This window comes from Listeria grandensis, assembly GCF_014322885.1.
GTDB classification, from domain to species: domain Bacteria; phylum Bacillota; class Bacilli; order Lactobacillales; family Listeriaceae; genus Listeria_A; species Listeria_A grandensis.
Genome location: NZ_JAASUG010000004.1, coordinates 187,635 through 203,318, shown reverse-complemented (window position 1 = coordinate 203,318; position 15,684 = coordinate 187,635). Strand labels below are relative to the sequence as shown.

At 43.1% G+C, this 15,684-nt stretch carries 16 protein-coding genes; 12 read left to right on the top strand and 4 right to left on the bottom strand.

All coding sequences use genetic code 11. The annotated features are described in order from the left end of the window. Positions 1-3 precede the first annotated feature (3 nt). The 4 genes from HCJ54_RS07520 (at position 4) to HCJ54_RS07505 (ending at position 3,597) form a co-directional block, all read left to right on the top strand. Positions 4-522 carry an RDD family protein gene (locus tag HCJ54_RS07520; RefSeq protein ID WP_036066701.1) on the top strand — a complete coding sequence of 173 codons (519 nt, stop codon included), beginning with the start codon at positions 4-6 and terminating at the stop codon, positions 520-522. A gap of 130 nt (positions 523-652) precedes the next feature. After that, positions 653-1,153 carry a thiol peroxidase gene (gene tpx, locus HCJ54_RS07515; RefSeq protein ID WP_185525169.1) on the top strand — a complete coding sequence of 167 codons (501 nt, stop codon included), beginning with the start codon at positions 653-655 and terminating at the stop codon, positions 1,151-1,153. A 233-nt stretch (positions 1,154-1,386) separates the two neighbouring features. After that, complete coding sequence (locus HCJ54_RS07510; protein WP_342354448.1) at positions 1,387-2,379, top strand: class I SAM-dependent methyltransferase; 993 nt, start codon at positions 1,387-1,389, stop codon at positions 2,377-2,379. Positions 2,380-2,403: 24 nt separating this feature from the next. Next, positions 2,404-3,597, top strand: a complete 1,194-nt coding sequence (locus HCJ54_RS07505) for an acetate kinase (protein ID WP_185525170.1) — start codon at positions 2,404-2,406, stop codon at positions 3,595-3,597. Between the two features lie 66 nt (positions 3,598-3,663). Here HCJ54_RS07505 and HCJ54_RS07500 read toward each other — a convergent pair whose 3' ends face one another. Next, positions 3,664-4,122 (bottom strand): universal stress protein, encoded by a 459-nt coding sequence (locus HCJ54_RS07500; RefSeq protein ID WP_036066705.1) that lies wholly within the window; start codon positions 4,120-4,122, stop codon positions 3,664-3,666. A gap of 353 nt (positions 4,123-4,475) precedes the next feature. Between HCJ54_RS07500 and ald the strand changes: the two genes are divergently transcribed. Beyond that, positions 4,476-5,591 carry an alanine dehydrogenase gene (ald, locus tag HCJ54_RS07495; protein WP_185409210.1) on the top strand — a complete coding sequence of 372 codons (1,116 nt, stop codon included), beginning with the start codon at positions 4,476-4,478 and terminating at the stop codon, positions 5,589-5,591. Positions 5,592-5,630: 39 nt separating this feature from the next. Here the strand turns inward: ald and HCJ54_RS07490 are convergent, their stop codons facing one another. Both HCJ54_RS07490 and HCJ54_RS07485 read right to left on the bottom strand, forming a co-directional pair. Continuing rightward, positions 5,631-5,987 (bottom strand): iron-sulfur cluster biosynthesis family protein, encoded by a 357-nt coding sequence (locus HCJ54_RS07490; protein ID WP_187137190.1) that lies wholly within the window; start codon positions 5,985-5,987, stop codon positions 5,631-5,633. A gap of 132 nt (positions 5,988-6,119) precedes the next feature. Continuing rightward, complete coding sequence (locus tag HCJ54_RS07485) at positions 6,120-7,217, bottom strand: M24 family metallopeptidase (RefSeq protein ID WP_187137189.1); 1,098 nt, start codon at positions 7,215-7,217, stop codon at positions 6,120-6,122. Between the two features lie 130 nt (positions 7,218-7,347). Between HCJ54_RS07485 and HCJ54_RS07480 the strand changes: the two genes are divergently transcribed. From HCJ54_RS07480 to HCJ54_RS07460, 5 genes are all read left to right on the top strand, one after another. Then, positions 7,348-8,031, top strand: a complete 684-nt coding sequence (locus tag HCJ54_RS07480) for a metal-dependent hydrolase (protein ID WP_185409207.1) — start codon at positions 7,348-7,350, stop codon at positions 8,029-8,031. Positions 8,032-8,049: 18 nt separating this feature from the next. Then, positions 8,050-9,366 carry a CBS-HotDog domain-containing transcription factor YtoI gene (ytoI, locus tag HCJ54_RS07475; RefSeq protein ID WP_187137188.1) on the top strand — a complete coding sequence of 439 codons (1,317 nt, stop codon included), beginning with the start codon at positions 8,050-8,052 and terminating at the stop codon, positions 9,364-9,366. Between the two features lie 18 nt (positions 9,367-9,384). Further along, positions 9,385-10,314 carry a DHH family phosphoesterase gene (locus tag HCJ54_RS07470; RefSeq protein ID WP_187137187.1) on the top strand — a complete coding sequence of 310 codons (930 nt, stop codon included), beginning with the start codon at positions 9,385-9,387 and terminating at the stop codon, positions 10,312-10,314. A 23-nt stretch (positions 10,315-10,337) separates the two neighbouring features. Then, a complete protein-coding gene (locus tag HCJ54_RS07465) occupies positions 10,338-10,544 on the top strand; it encodes a hypothetical protein (protein WP_187137186.1) in 207 nt (68 codons plus the stop codon). 89 nt (positions 10,545-10,633) lie between these two features. Then, positions 10,634-11,005, top strand: coding sequence for a hypothetical protein (locus tag HCJ54_RS07460; protein WP_187137185.1), 372 nt, complete (start codon positions 10,634-10,636; stop codon positions 11,003-11,005). 75 nt (positions 11,006-11,080) lie between these two features. Here HCJ54_RS07460 and HCJ54_RS07455 read toward each other — a convergent pair whose 3' ends face one another. Beyond that, positions 11,081-11,914, bottom strand: coding sequence for a helix-turn-helix domain-containing protein (locus tag HCJ54_RS07455; RefSeq protein ID WP_187137184.1), 834 nt, complete (start codon positions 11,912-11,914; stop codon positions 11,081-11,083). 232 nt (positions 11,915-12,146) lie between these two features. Between HCJ54_RS07455 and HCJ54_RS07450 the strand changes: the two genes are divergently transcribed. Beyond that, positions 12,147-13,895, top strand: coding sequence for an ABC transporter transmembrane domain-containing protein (locus tag HCJ54_RS07450; RefSeq protein ID WP_187137271.1), 1,749 nt, complete (start codon positions 12,147-12,149; stop codon positions 13,893-13,895). Then, entirely contained in the window at positions 13,882-15,663 is a 1,782-nt protein-coding gene (locus HCJ54_RS07445) for an ABC transporter ATP-binding protein (protein ID WP_187137183.1), read from the top strand. Before HCJ54_RS07450 ends, HCJ54_RS07445 begins: the two co-directional genes overlap by 14 nt. The last annotated feature ends 21 nt before the right edge of the window (positions 15,664-15,684 follow it).

Genomic DNA, 15,684 nt, shown 5'->3' with positions numbered 1-15,684 from the left:
CAAATGGAACAGGAAACGTTGCACCAAACCGAGCGTCCCGTGTTTAAATATGAGCCTCCAAAAGAGGAACAAGGCGGTTTTCCAACACAATATTACGCAGGGTTTTGGATTCGTTTTATGGCTTATTTAGTCGATTTACTCGTGACGACGGCGATTTCGGGAATACTGATCAGTCCGGTGTTTCGATTAGCAGATTGGAACATGGACGGTTCTTTTTTCGCCATGTATGGTGCACTCGTAATGCTTACTTTTTTGGCCTATTTCATCGTAATGACGAAGTTTTGGAGTCAAACACTTGGCAAAATGATTTTCGGGATTCGTGTCGTGTCGCTGAAAAAAGAGGCGTTGACATGGGGGACCGTATTATTTCGCGAAGGAGCGCTGCGATTTGTGACATCGGTCGTGTGGGGACTCTATGTAGTCTGTGCCTTTACACCGAAAAAACAAGGGATAGCGGATCTTTTAGAAAACACCGCAGTTGTCCACGAAGGATATTTGAAACTGGATAAAGAGTGGCATTAAATTTTAAAAAATGGAACGTATGGGTATTAGCCTATAGGTTCCTTTTCGTATACAGGCAAAAAAATAGTACATCGCAATGGACTTCGGTAGAATAGGGGATGTAGATAGAAATCAAAGGAGGCAATTCAAAATGGCAGAAGTTACATTTAAGGGAACCCCGATGACATTGATTGGGAAAGAAGTAAAAGTTGGTGACACAGCGCCTGATTTCACGGTTTTAAATCAAGGTTTAGAACCAGTAACACTAGGCGATTACGATGGTAAAGTAAAAATAATCAGTGTGATCCCATCTATTGATACAGGTGTGTGCTCGCAACAAACACGTAAGTTCAATGAGGACGCGTCTGGTTTAGACAATACAGCAATACTTACAATATCTGTAGATTTACCGTTTGCACAAAAGAAATGGTGTGCCGCAGAAGGTCTTCCAAACGTAATCACACTTTCTGATCACCGCGATCTATCATTTGGTGAAGCGTATGGCGTCGTTATGAAAGAGCTGCGTTTGCTAGCCCGTTCTGTTTTCGTGATAGATAGTAACAACAAGGTCGTTCACGCGGAATATGTTGGTGAAGGAACAAATCATCCGGACTACGAAGCCGCTATTACAAAGGCAAAAGCAGCTAAATAAGTATCCAAAGCTAGTAAATCAGATATTGGTTTGCTAGTTTTTTCTGTTATAGTGAAATCAAATATTTGACTGTAACAAGAAGTAACATCGGCCATATTTGAATCGAAATAAAGCGCTTGCTCAGAAAAATGCAACTATAACTTTGCGGAAGTGTAAAATGCTATCTTCTTGACTAGAAATGCTGTATAATATTTAATTGGTGTTAGAAATGAAGGAATTCGAGGTGTTCACTTTTGACAAATGCAACAGTTGAGGAATTATTCCGTGTTCTCGATGATACAGCTATTATTATTCAAAATGAGCTCGAGATGAGTTATTTGGAAGCTGTTTATGAGACAGGAGAGAATTTATTTCAGAAAGAGGTACTTCAAAAGGATGAACTTTCTGCTGAGGCCGCCAAAAATCTGGAAGAGCGGTATAGTTCAGTTCAGTTGGACGAGTTTGCAAAAGAAGATATCCGTAAGAGTTATCAACTTGCACTCTTAAAAGGTATGAAGCATGGTATTCAAGTCAATCACCAAATGACACCGGACTCGATTGGGTTCATTATTGGTTACTTGGTAGATAAGGCTTTTGCTGATAAATCGACCATTCGGTTGCTTGATCCTGCGTGCGGAACGGGTAACTTAATTGCGACGATCGTCAATCAATTGGAAAGCAAATTAGAGCTCGATGCGACAGGCGTTGACATCGATGATTTGCTGATTTCGCTTGCATACGTTGGAGCTGACTTGGAGCGTTTGCCGATCAATTTATTACATCAAGATGGTTTGGGCAACTTGCTGGTTGATCCGGTTGATGTTGTAGTGAGTGATCTGCCAATAGGTTACTATCCAGATGATGCGCGCGCCGCCGGTTTTGAGCTGAGTCGCGATGACGGTCATTCTTTTGCGCACTTTTTATTTATAGAACAAGGGATGCGGTACACAAAAGCGGGCGGATATTTATTCTTCTTAGTGCCAAGTGCGATGTTTGGAACGGCTGATTTTGCAAAAGTAGATCGTTTTATAAAAAAACATGGCCACATTCAAGGCATTATTCAATTGCCAGAGACACTTTTTGCATCCGAGGGAGCTCGGAAAAGTATTCTTGTTCTGCAAAAAGCGGCAGATAATGTAGCGCCACCAAAAGAAGTATTGCTTGCAAATTTGCCAAGTTTGACCGATCCAAGAGCGACGGCGAACGTATTGGCGAAGATTGAAAACTGGTTTAACGAAAACAAGTAGTTGAAGGGAATGGGTTAAATAAACATGGAAAAAACAATTGCAATTAATGCTGGGAGTTCATCACTAAAATTTCAATTATATGATATGCCATCAGAAACAGTAATTACGGCGGGAATCGTCGAGCGTATCGGCTTGAAGGATTCGATTTTCACAATCTCGGTAGGCGACGAAAAAATCAAAGAAGTAACAGACATTCCAGATCACGAAGTTGCGGTTCAAATGTTGCTAGATAAATTGATTTCACATAACATTATTAAATCTTATGATGAAATTACAGGCGTTGGACATCGAGTTGTTCACGGCGGTGAAAAATTCACAGAATCAGTACGTATAAATGATCAAGTTATTGCAGATATCGAGGCACTTTCTGAACTTGCGCCATTGCACAACCCGGCGAATGTGACTGGTATCCGCGCATTCCGTAAAGTTTTGCCAGACATCGTGTCAGTGGCTGTTTTTGATACAGCATTCCATCAAACAATGCCCCAATCAAGCTACCTATACAGCTTACCGTACAATTATTATAAAGATTATGGCATTCGTAAATACGGTTTCCACGGTACAAGTCATAAATATGTATCTGAACGCGCATCTGATTTACTTGGGCGCCCGGTGGAAGAATTGCGTTTAATTACATGTCACTTAGGAAACGGTGCGAGTATTGCTGCTATTGAAGGCGGTAAATCAATGGATACGTCCATGGGCTTCACACCACTTGCTGGTGTTTCTATGGGAACTCGTTCTGGTAACATCGATCCCGCGCTCGTACCATTTATTATGGAGAAAACAGGGAAATCTGCAGAGCAAGTACTTGACGTATTGAACAAAGAATCTGGTATGCTTGGCGTATCTGGCATTTCAAGTGATCTTCGTGATCTAGAAAGCGAAGCCGCAAAAGGAAATGATCGTGCAGAACTCGCACTTGATGTTTTTGTTGATGGTATTCATAAATATATCGGTTCGTATGCCGCTCGTATGAACGGTGTTGATGCGATTATCTTTACAGCTGGTATCGGTGAAAACAGTTCTTATATTCGTGAGCGTGTACTTCGTGGTCTTGAGTTCATGGGCGTTTATTGGGACCCAGCCCTAAACCAAGTTCGTGGTGTAGAGGCTTTCCTAAATTACCCGCATTCTCCTGTAAAAGTTATCATCATTCCGACCAATGAAGAATTGATGATTGCACGTGATGTAGAGGTTATAAGAAACGAAGGATAGTAACAGTACGTAAAAAAGTAGGTACTCCGCTCAAATGGGGGTACCTACTTTTCTTTGTTTATGAAACTAATCTTTGTAAACAGGATCTTCATTTCTTACGACAAGGACGTCGCAAGGTGAGTGGCGGATAATGTACTCTGAAACACTACCGATAAGTAAACGTTCTACTGCGTTTAGACCAGTGGCACCACACATGATAAGATCGGCTTTAAAGGCTTTGGCAGCTTCTTTTGTGATCGCCGTTTTTGGTGATCCGTATTCAATATACGTTTCTACATTCGTTACGCCTTGTTTTAAGGCATCGTCTTTGTATCCATTTAGCAATTCATCGGCATATTCCGTTGCTTTGTCAGCCATGGATGTGTCGTAGTTAGCAACTGATGAGAAGGCCCGTGTATCAATAACATGGACAAGTCCAAGTGAACCCTCATTTCTTTTAGCAACTTGAATTGCTTTTTGGAATGCGCTTTCTGCTTCTTTAGATCCGTCTACTGCAACCAAAACTCTACTGTATTGTTGTAACATACAAAATCCCTCCTGCCCAGTGTGCCGACAAATACGCATCTTCGTCGTTAAAGTCTGTTGTGCGCCGGTGCTCATGTACACAAGTGCACTCCGCTCCAGTGCTCGACTTTGCTTAAAAGTAAGCCTTTGTCGGCGCGTTGGAGTTCGGCGGGACTTTCACGAGAGGATAGGCTTTGCGACACTTTGGAAAATCTTTTTATACTGTTATTGTACCCTTTTTTCATGAAAACAACCATTAAAAGCATTGCAAATTTTTTTAACCCGGATATTTTTACAATTCGGGTAATATGTGTTATTCTTGTTATGTAAGCGTATACTCGTAGGTAATAATACGTAGTGAAGGGGAGATTTATGTGTTAATTGGAGTTCCGAAAGAGATTAAGAACAATGAAAATCGTGTCGCAATGACGCCAGCAAGTGTTTTATCTTATGTACAGGCAGGTCATACAGTACTGGTCGAAACAAATGCAGGTGTTGGCTCAGCTTTTCACGATGAGGATTATATTACGGCGGGAGCGACGATCGTGGATACGGCGGCAGAAGCATGGGCGGCGGACATGGTTGTGAAGGTGAAAGAACCGATCGCTTCTGAGTATGCTTATTTCCGTGAAGGATTATTGTTATTCACGTATCTGCATTTGGCAAACGAGCCAGAGCTTGCCAGAGCGTTGACAGAGAGCAAAGTGAATAGTGTTGCCTATGAGACGGTGGAATTGGATGATCGGACGTTACCATTACTTAGTCCGATGAGTGAGGTTGCGGGTCGTATGGCTGCGCAGATTGGGACGCAATTTTTGCAAAGAAATAATGGTGGTCGTGGTATTCTACTTAGCGGTGTGCCAGGCGTGGAACGTGGCGAAGTGGTGATTATTGGTGGCGGAATGGCAGGAACAAACGCGGCAAAAGTGGCGATTGGACTTGGTGCGAACGTAACGATTTTGGATTTGAACTTGCATCGTTTACGCGAATTAGATGATATTTTTGGCAATCAAATTACGACATTGATGAGTAATGCATTCAATATTGAAACCGCTGTGAAGAAGGCGGATCTAGTCGTGGGAGCGGTGTTGATTCCGGGTGCGCGTGCTCCAAAACTTGTGAGAGAGTCGCTTGTGAAGGAGATGAAACCGGGTGCAGTTATCGTGGACATTGCGATTGACCAAGGTGGTATTTTTGAAACGACGGATCGTGTGACGACGCATGATGATCCGACTTACGAAAAACATGGCGTTGTGCATTATGCTGTGGCGAATATGCCGGGTGCTGTGCCACGTACATCAACAATTGCGCTGACGAATGCGACCTTGCAATTCGGGTTAACACTGGCGAATAAAGGGCTTGCTGATGCGGTTCTTGGAAATCTATCGCTGTATAAAGGTGTGAATACGATTGGCGGTTATGTGACGTATAAAGCCGTTGCGGATGATTTGGGGTATGAATATAAAGCCGTTGAGGAAGCACTGGCTTAAACGGATATAAGGAAAACGAGCAGAAATCTCTTGTTGAGGTTACTGCTCGTTTTTTGGTGTATACACGAAGTTATTGTCAGCGTCCATGAGTAGGAGGTTCCGATTGTAAAATTGGCTGTCGCTTTTTAGAATGAGGGCGTTGGATTTGGAGTCATAGTCTATTTTTAGTTGTTCTTCTAGGAAAATAACCGTCCAACGTGCGATTAAAATGGGGCCGAGGTTGGATGAGAACTGGGTGTCTTCGGGGGTTGTCTGGGTGGCTAATTTTAATGTGAAAATTCCACTATTTTCGCATCCACAACCCTCTGTTAAATAGTAGAGATAGAGTTTGCCGGGAAGGTTTTGGCGGAGTGCATTAACACGGGAAATGGCTTCTGGTGTGAACGTTAGGTTCATTTTGGTGTCACCTCGTTTTTATTTAATTGTACAGCGATTATTTGGGGTTGGGAAGTTTATTGCTCTTTGTAGTGTAGAGGGGTAAAACATAAAGAGAAGTAGTTCGGACGGTGGCTGAACTACTTCTTTGGTTTATTTCACATACGTTAATTCTTTCGGAAACTCGGTTAGAATTTCATAACCATCTTTTGTCACAACGATATCGTCTTCAATTCTTACGCCTGCAACGCCTGGGACGTATATGCCGGGTTCGATGGTGAAGACCATGTTTTCTTGGAGTGCCATTTCGTTTGTCTCCGTGATCGATGGAAACTCATGGACGCTTGCGCCTAACCCATGGCCGAGTCGATGTGGAAAGTAGTCGCCGTAGCCTGCGTCTTTGATGATGTTTCGAGCTGTAAGGTCAACTTCTTTTGCGGGAACGCCTGCTTTTACTTTTTCGATGGCTGCGAGTTGGGCTTTTAGCACGGTGTTGTAGATTTTTTCTTGTTCTGCGCTGATTTCGCCATATGCGACGGTTCGCGTGATGTCGGAGCAGTAGCCTTTATGGACAACGCCTAGGTCAAAGAGGACAAGATCGCCTTTTTTGATTTGCGTATCGCCTGGTGTGCCGTGTGGTAGGGCGCCGTTCGTGCCGGTTAGAACCATCGTTGAAAAGGACATCGCGGTCACGCCTTTTTTCTTCATTTCATATTCGATTTTTGCTACGATTTCGGCCTCGGTTTTGCCTTCTGCAATTTCGTCAACGCCTACTTGGACGGCGTAATCAGCGAGGAGCGCGGCTTCTTTTAGGATAGCCAGTTCTTCTGGTGTTTTGATGAGGCGGATCATCTGGATTTTTTCTTCAATGGAGATGAACGTCGCGTCGGTTAAGTATTTGGATAGAATTTCGAAGCGATCGACACTCATATGGGATTTCTCGATGGCAAATTTTTTCACAGTTGGCACGCGTTTTGTGATTTCAGTTACGATGATTTCCCACGGGTTTTCGATGTCGCTATAACCGTAGGCATCGTGTTTCCAGTCGCTGTTTTTCACGTCTTCTACTTCAAGGCCTGGTGTGAATAGGAATGGCTCGGTTTCGGCAAATACGGCCAAGCCTAGCACGCGTTCATGTGGATCGCTATGATAGCCAGTGAAATAGGCGATGTTTTCGGGGTCGGTGATGAATGCAACCTCAGCTCCTTGCTCTTTTAGCCAATTTTGCAGAATATCGATATTTTTTTCCATCAGTCATCCTTCTTTCCTTGTTTCGTCCACTTTATCATAACACGAAAGCGCGCAGAAATTAAATGTTTTGAAATACTGTTATAGTATAGCGTATAATGAAACTAGTACAATACAGAAAGGAAGTCAAAATATGAAAATTTCATTTCATGGGCAATCTTGTATCAAAGTAGTAACAGAGGACGTGACAATTCTTGTTGATCCGTTTATTTCTGGGAATCCAAAGTGTGATCTTGTGGTAGCGGAGGAGAAGCCGGATTATATTATTGTCACGCACGGGCATGATGATCATGTTGGGGATACGGTTGCTATCGCGCAACAAACAGGCGCAACGGTGATTGCGAATGTGGAATTGGCAACGTTTTTAAGTATGGAAGGTGTGGAGAATTTGGCGCCGCTACATATTGGTGGAAAGCGCGTTTTTGATTTTGGAACGGTGAAGTTAACGCAAGCATTTCATGGTTCTTCCACCGTAAAGGACGGCAAAATTATTAATTTGGGCTTGCCGACAGGGTTTGTATTGTCGATCGATGGAAAGAATATTTATCATGCAGGCGATACGGGATTATTCTCAGATATGAAATTGATTGGGCAGTTAAGCGAGCTTGATGTGGCGTTTTTACCGATTGGAGACAATTTTACGATGGGGCCGGAGGATGCAGCGGTTGCCGCGGAATTTTTGCAGGCGAAAGTGGTTGTACCAATGCATTATAATACGTTTCCGCTCATTGCGCAGGACCCGCATGCATTTGTTGCGAGCTTGAACACGGAGTTGCGCGGGAAGGTGCTCGAGATTGGCGCATCGATGACAATTTAAAGGGAATGGGTGAGTGGCTTGGCGACAAAGCATGAGCAGATTTTGAAATATATTGAGGAGCTTGCGGTTGGCGAGAAAATTTCGGTTCGTAAAATCGCGAAAAACTTGCAAGTGAGTGAGGGGACTGCTTACCGGGCGATTAAGGACGCGGAAATTGTCGGGTTTGTGAGCACGATTAAGCGGGTTGGAACGATTCGGATTGAGCGGAAGCAAAAGGATAGTATTGAGAAACTGACGTATGCGGAGATTGTGAATATGATCGATGGACAAGTGCTTGGTGGTCGCGCCGGACTCCATAAATCGCTGAATAAGTTTGTGATTGGGGCGATGACGGTGGAGGCGATGGAGCGCTATACGGATGCGGGGAACTTGGTGATTGTTGGGAACCGGGTAGGTGCGCAGGAGCTGGCGCTAGAACGCGGTGCCGCGGTACTGATTACGGGTGGTTTTGATACGGTGGACTCCGTGAAGAAATTGGCGGACGAGAAGGAATTGCCGATTTTATCGACGACGTATGATACGTTTACGGTGGCGACGATGATTAACCGGGCGATTTTTGACCAGTTGATTAAGAAGGAAGTCGTGTTTGTGGAAGATATTTTGACGCCGATTGAGCATACGGCTTATTTGAGTACATCGGATCGGGTCGAGGATTGGTATAAGAAGGAAACCTCGACGGGACACAGCCGTTTTCCTGTGGTGAACAAGGCGATGCGGCTGCTTGGAATGATCACGAGCAAAGATGTGATTGATAAAAACTTATCGATCTCGATTGAGCGTGTGATGACAAAAAGTCCGCTGACAGTTGGGCCAAAAATGAGTGTTGCTTCGGTATCGCATATGATGATTTGGGAAGGTATCGAGGTTATTCCAGTCGTGAAGGATGATTTGACACTGATTGGGATTGTGAGTCGGCAGGATATTTTGAAGTCGTTGCAGATGATTCAGCGTCAACCACAGATTGGAGAAACGATCGATGACACGATTACGAATCAGCTGATTGAGAAGACGACGGATGATGCGTCGGAGCTTGATTTTCAGTTTACGGTGACGCCACAGATGACGAATAGTATCGGAACGCTTTCTTACGGTGTATTTACGCAAATCGTGTGCGATGTCGTGCAGCAAAAACTATTTTCTTTGAAAAAACGCAATGTGGCGATTGAAAATATTTCGATTTACTTTTTAAAACCGGTACAGATGGATGCGACAATCGTGATTAAACCGCGGATTCTTGAGATGGGACGCAAAGCGGGAAAAATAGATGTGGAGCTTTATTTGGAAGGTATTTTAGTTGGGAAGTCCATTGTGGCTTGTCAAATGATGGAACGTTAAGGATTGGTGGAGACGTAGATGAAAAGAGCCATTTTAGATGTTATAAAAAAATATGAGACGATTATTATACATCGTCATGTAAGGCCAGATCCAGATGCCTATGGTTCACAGATGGGTTTAGCAGCTATTTTGAAGGGGAATTTCCCAGAGAAGCAGGTGCTGTGCGCAGGAACTGGTGAGCCATCGCTTGATTTTTTAGGTAAGGTTGATGCGATCGCGGATGATGTGTACAAAGAGGCGCTTGTCATCGTTTGTGATACAGCGAATACGGAGCGGATTGATGATGCGCGGTACGCTTTCGGTAAGGAGCTTGTGAAAATCGACCATCATCCGAATGAGGATGCGTATGGCGATTACATCTGGGTAGACACGAATGCTTCCTCTTGTAGTGAGATGATAGTCGCGTTTGTGGAGGAATTCCCGAAAGAATTGGCGTTGAATGAGGCAGCAGCGAGATTATTTTATGCAGGGATTGTTGGTGATACGGGACGCTTTTTGTTCCCGAATACGACGCCGACAACATTGCGTTATGCGGCTGATTTAGTCACGTTTCCCTTTGACCGGACGGAAATATTCACAAAAATGTATGAAACGCCGATGAATGCGGTGAAATTGTCGGGGTACATTTTGCAACATTTTCAGATGTCAAAAAATGGTGCTGCTTACATGTATATTAATCAGGAGCTGTTGCAAAAATTCGATGTAACACCTCGTGACGCCTCCCAGTTAGTGAATCGAATCGATAGTGTGATTGGGATTAAGGCGTGGATTTTATTTATTGAAGATGGCGAAACGATTCGGGCTCGGTTGCGTTCGAAGGGACCGGTTATAAACGGCCTAGCGAAAGAATATCGCGGGGGTGGGCATCCATTGGCATCAGGCGCAACACTTGAATCCGAATCCGAAATTCCAGAAATGGTCGCGAAATTAGAAGCATTATGTGAATAATAAAAGGAGCAGTAAACCATTTTTTGGTATACTGCTTCTTCTTTATGCACGTATACCGATGTGAATTCGAATCGAGCCATCCGGAGAACGGTGATACTAGCGCTGAAAATGGCAATACATCTTATGCTTCATCATCCGTATACTACCGACTGTTGACGGTTTTTTCAGAAGAAATCAATGAGAATCAAGAGAAGGCGCTTACATTCGGTGTGGAAGCTTGCTATGTGTAGCCTTTGTATCTTTTTTATAGTGAAACAACACAATTTATCTACAGTAAACGGAAATCACTTTTGGTATAATTACGGGTGAGGTGATTTGGATGGTAGAGATGAAAGAAATGGGAATTCAAAAATACAGAATTAGACAATTGAATGCTTATTTATTGGATATTTTCGAGCGAACTGGAAAAATTTACGTTGATGTAATGAGGTACGGCATTGTATCTGATATGGAGTGTAGAATTTCTGATATTTTTAGTTTTTATCAATCTGTCATTCAATTAATTCAGAATAATAATGATCTACAATTTAAAGAAGTCTACCTGCTATTTGATTGTTGGGAAAAGGTTTGTTTGGGCCTTTTAGATGTAGATCATTGTGAAAATATAGAGAACCTTCGCTGTGAGTATCAATCGTTTTCGGAGCAATTTGAAGTGGTTAACGCTAAACTGTGCTCGATGTCAAAACTATAAAAAAGGCGAATATTAGTGAAAAATGGAACTGTGTTTTCGAGGCCTACGCGGACTTTGAAAAAGCAGTTCCATTTTTTAGTTTGTTTTTTTGAGGACGTCAGATGGGGGGAAGCCATAGTATTTTTTGAAAAGTTTGCTGAAATAAAAGGCATCATTGTACCCGACGAGTTTGGCGGCTTCTTTTACGGTAACGTCTTGTGATGCGAGTAAGTCATGGGCGCGTGATAAGCGAATTTTGATCAGGTAATTGATTGGAGAGTCGCCGGTTTCTTCTTTGAAAATTTTGGAGATGTAGGTCGGACTGATGTACATCGTTTGGGAGAGGCTGGATAGGGTTACGTCTTCCGTGTGATGTTTCTCCATATAATGAATGATTTCATTGACGAGTGTTTGTTTTTCTTGGGCTTCGGTCGAGAGTTTGAAGCCGTTATTTTCGAGTTGTTCTGGATCGGCATCACGCAAAATATAAATGATTAAGTGCATTACGAGCGCTTTTAGCATGAGGTCATAGCCAGGTTTTTCATGGTATTTTTCGGCGAGTAGTTGCGTACAGGTTTCCATGAATTGGGTTTTGTTTTCGCCTAGGCGGATGACCGATGTCTTGAATGGGAATGTGTCGCGCGGGTAACCTTCGAGTGAGAAATGGCGAAAACCAATGTGAATTTGCGTGTTTTCAGCACCTTCTTTGGAAAATTCGAAATGATCGATGCCCGGATTGAAAAGAAGAACGTCACCTGCTTGAAGATGGTAAATTTTATTGTCGATATTGTAGTCGACAGTTCCAGAATAGATGATGCTCATTTCAATAAAATCGTGATGATGCCGTGTCCCGGTACGCACTTCGTTCATGTAGCAATCGGCAACGTATAGGATTTGCGGATTGAAGGTCGTTGTGTTGATTTTTAGCATTTTTGTTCCTCCCTTGGTTTGTTGCATGAAATGAATGCGCTTACTAAAATAGTGTAAGTCTATTTCTGTTTAGTTGGATACTTGGCGTTTCTTATTTGTGATTCTTGAAAAGCGTCGTTTACTTTTCATTCATTATACAACATTCTCCATCCTTTTTCCTAACATAGACCATTCTTTTTTGCAGGGAGGGGAGTAAAATAGGGTGGATGAATAGTTGAAATGGGGTGGTTTTGTGGCTAGTTTGAAATGGATTTGGCACTATACGAAAGGGAAAAGAGGCTTTGTTTGGCTCTCAGTGGTTTTCATTGTCATTGCGTCGTTGCTTAGCCTAGTCTATCCGCTTGTCGGTGGGAAGGTTGTTGATGATGTGATTCAACAGGGAAAAATGAGCTGGTTGTTGCCGCTCCTTGGCATCATGATTGGGACGACGCTGTTGCGAACAATTCTGCGCTATACGTATCAGATTATGTTTGAACGTGTGGGACAAAATGCGCTTTTTCAAATTCGGGAGGACTTATATAAAAAATTGCAGTCTCTCGATTTTGCTTTTTTTAATAATACGCGGGTCGGGGATATTATGGCGCGCATGACGGGGGATACGGACGCCATTCGGCATTTTGTGTCGTGGGTTGTTTATAATATCTTGGAAAATGCGTTTTTGTTCTTATTTGCGATTATTGTGATGGCTTCACTTGATTGGAAATTGACGCTGATACTTGTTTTGGTGACGCCGTTTATTGCGATTTTGACGATGCGGATGTCTGCGAAGGCACAGCCAATTTTTTATGAGATTCGGGAAAGCTTTTCACGGCTTAATTCGATGGTGGAAGAGAATATTAGCGGGAACCGTGTGGTGAAGGCGTTTGCGCGTGAGGATTATGAAATCGAGAAGTTTAATGCGCACAATGAAGATTTTAAAAAGCGTAACATGGATTCGGCGGCTGTTTCGAAGCGGTATTTGCCAGTACTTGATTCGCTTGCAGGGACGCTTGTCATTATTACACTCATTTTTGGTGGCTTTCTAGTGATGAAAAATCAGATGACGCTCGGTGATTTGGTCGCGTTTAATGGGTTCTTGTGGATGCTGAATGGGCCGATGCGGATGAGTGGTTGGTTGATCAATGATGCGCAACGCTTCGTGGCTTCTTCGTTTAAAATTCGAGATATGCTGGAAACGGAGACGAAAATTCCGATTCATTCAGAAAAAGCCGCGCCAGAATTAAAGGGATTCGTGGAATTTCAGAATGTGTCGTTTCATTTTGAGGATGATCCAGATACGGACGTGTTGACGAATATTTCGCTCACGGCGGCTCCTGGTCAGACGATAGCTATTTTGGGTGAAACGGGGGCTGGGAAGTCGACGTTGGTGAATTTGATTTGTCGCTTTTATGATCCGACGGCAGGTATTATTTTGATTGACGGAATGGATGCAAGAAAATGGCATGTACGGGAGCTTCGGGATCATATTGCGACAGTGATGCAGGACATTTTCTTGTTCTCAGATACGATTGAGGGGAATATTGCTTTTGGTGCACCGGATGCAACGATGGAGGATGTGCAACGGATGGCGCGAATTGCGGATGCAGATCATTTTATTGAGCGGATGCCAGAGAGTTATGACACGATTGTCGGTGAGCGCGGTGTTGGCTTGTCGGGTGGCCAGAAACAGCGGATTTCGCTTGCCCGAGCGTTGTTAAAAGATCCGTCGATTCTGATTTTGGACGATACAACATCGGCTGTGGATATGGAAACAGAAGTGAAAATTCAAGGGGAACTTGGCAAGATTACGCAAGACAAGACGACGTTCATTATCGCGCACCGGATTTCGTCGGTGAAGGACGCGGATGAGATTTTAATTTTAGATCATGGAAAAATCGTAGAGCGGGGAACACATAGCTCGCTACTTGCGGAAAAAGGCTATTATTACGATATTTATCAGAAACAATTAGGGTTGGAGGTGGATGACAATGGCGCGCAATAAGTTTAATGTGGATGAGGAACTGGAATCAGAATTTAATATCGCGCATTTGAAACGCATTATGGTATTTGTGAAACCTTATCGAAAAGCGATTTATGTGACGCTCTTTGTCATCTTATTGGCGAATGTGGCGACGATGCTTGGCCCCTATTTAACTAAAGTAGTCATTGACAACGCGATTCCGAACAAAAATATGACGCTACTTGCTTGGATTGGTGTTGTGTTTGTGCTGTCTGTCATTGTGACAGGCATCTGTATGTGGTATCGGATTGGCTCGATCACGCGGATTGGTCAAGATATTTTAAAAGATATGCGAGCATCCATATTTGAACATTTGCAAAAACTACCATTTGCATATTTCGACAGTCGGCCGCATGGGAAAATTTTGATTCGGGTTGTTAATTACATCAACATGTTAAGTGATCTGCTTTCGAATGGCTTGATTAATCTGATTTCCGATGTTTTAAGCGTTGTTGTAACGCTGGCCTTTATGTTCGCAATCGATGTTAAAATGACGCTTTATAGCTTGATTCTGATTCCAGTACTGTTCGTGATGGTGATGTTCATTAAAAATGCCCAACGTCGTGCGTATCAACAACTGAGTAATAAGCAGTCCAATTTGAATGCGTATATCCACGAAAGCATCGCAGGCATTAAAGTGACGCAATCTTTCTCTCGTGAAAAGGAAAACCATGAAATTTTTACAGAAGTAAGCGATGCGTATCGCGATTCCTGGATGAAAGCCGTCAAAATTCAATTCTTGCTATGGCCAGGCGTGCAAAATATTGCAGTCATCACGACGTGCCTGATTTATTTCCTAGGTATAAAAGGATTCGGCGTCGAAGTCTCCACAGGAACGCTTGTTGCTTTTGTGGGTTATGTCGGGAACTTTTGGAATCCAGTTATTAATATTGGGAATTTCTACAATTCTTTGATTACAGCAACAGCTTACTTGGAGCGCATTTTTGAAACGATGGATGTAGAACCGGACATTAAAGACTTGCCAAATGCGCGCTCAATGCCACTTATTAAAGGAAATGTGCGTTTTGATGATGTTCGTTTTCGCTATGAAGAAGGCAAAGATATCTTAAAAGGCATTTCGTTCGATGTAAAAGCTGGTGAAAGCATTGCGCTTGTTGGACCAACTGGTGCGGGGAAGACAACGGTGATCAATTTACTGAGTCGTTTTTACGATATTAATGGCGGCGAGATTTCGATCGATGGGGAGAATATTGCGGAAGTGACATTGCGATCCTTACGTGAGCAGATGGGCGTGATGCTACAGGATACCTTCATTTTCTCAGGAACCATTTTAGAGAATATTCGTTACGGGAAACTTACTGCAACGGAAGAAGAAGTCATAGCAGCGGCTAAAATTGTTCGGGCACATGATTTCATAACGGAACTAAAAGGAGGCTATCATGCAGAGGTAAAGGAGCGCGGAAGTACGCTTTCTGCTGGGCAAAGACAGCTCATTTCTTTTGCTCGAGCACTACTTGCCGATCCAAAAATTCTCATTCTAGATGAGGCGACATCGAGTATCGATACGCAAACCGAGGTGCTTTTACAAGAAGGGCTAGAAAAATTGCTAGAAGGGCGGACCTCGTTCATTATCGCGCATCGGCTTTCCACGATTAAAAACAGTTCTCGGATTTTTTATATTGATAACGGTAGGGTGCAAGAAGCAGGTAGCCATGCGGAATTGATGGCGAAGAAAGGCTATTACTACCAGTTATATCAATCCCAATTCGACATGTTGCAAGCACTGTAGAAATAAATGCGAACGTATGGT

Coding starts and splice junctions, on each gene's coding strand:
- HCJ54_RS07520 (WP_036066701.1), top strand. CDS start 4: ATGGAACAGGAAACGTTGCACCAAACCGAGCGTCCCGTGTTTAAATAT.
- tpx (WP_185525169.1), top strand. CDS start 653: ATGGCAGAAGTTACATTTAAGGGAACCCCGATGACATTGATTGGGAAA.
- HCJ54_RS07505 (WP_185525170.1), top strand. CDS start 2,404: ATGGAAAAAACAATTGCAATTAATGCTGGGAGTTCATCACTAAAATTT.
- HCJ54_RS07500 (WP_036066705.1), bottom strand. CDS start 4,122: ATGTTACAACAATACAGTAGAGTTTTGGTTGCAGTAGACGGATCTAAA.
- HCJ54_RS07490 (WP_187137190.1), bottom strand. CDS start 5,987: ATGAACCTAACGTTCACACCAGAAGCCATTTCCCGTGTTAATGCACTC.
- HCJ54_RS07485 (WP_187137189.1), bottom strand. CDS start 7,217: ATGGAAAAAAATATCGATATTCTGCAAAATTGGCTAAAAGAGCAAGGA.
- HCJ54_RS07480 (WP_185409207.1), top strand. CDS start 7,348: ATGAAAATTTCATTTCATGGGCAATCTTGTATCAAAGTAGTAACAGAG.
- HCJ54_RS07470 (WP_187137187.1), top strand. CDS start 9,385: ATGAAAAGAGCCATTTTAGATGTTATAAAAAAATATGAGACGATTATT.
- HCJ54_RS07460 (WP_187137185.1), top strand. CDS start 10,634: ATGGTAGAGATGAAAGAAATGGGAATTCAAAAATACAGAATTAGACAA.
- HCJ54_RS07455 (WP_187137184.1), bottom strand. CDS start 11,914: ATGCTAAAAATCAACACAACGACCTTCAATCCGCAAATCCTATACGTT.
- HCJ54_RS07445 (WP_187137183.1), top strand. CDS start 13,882: ATGGCGCGCAATAAGTTTAATGTGGATGAGGAACTGGAATCAGAATTT.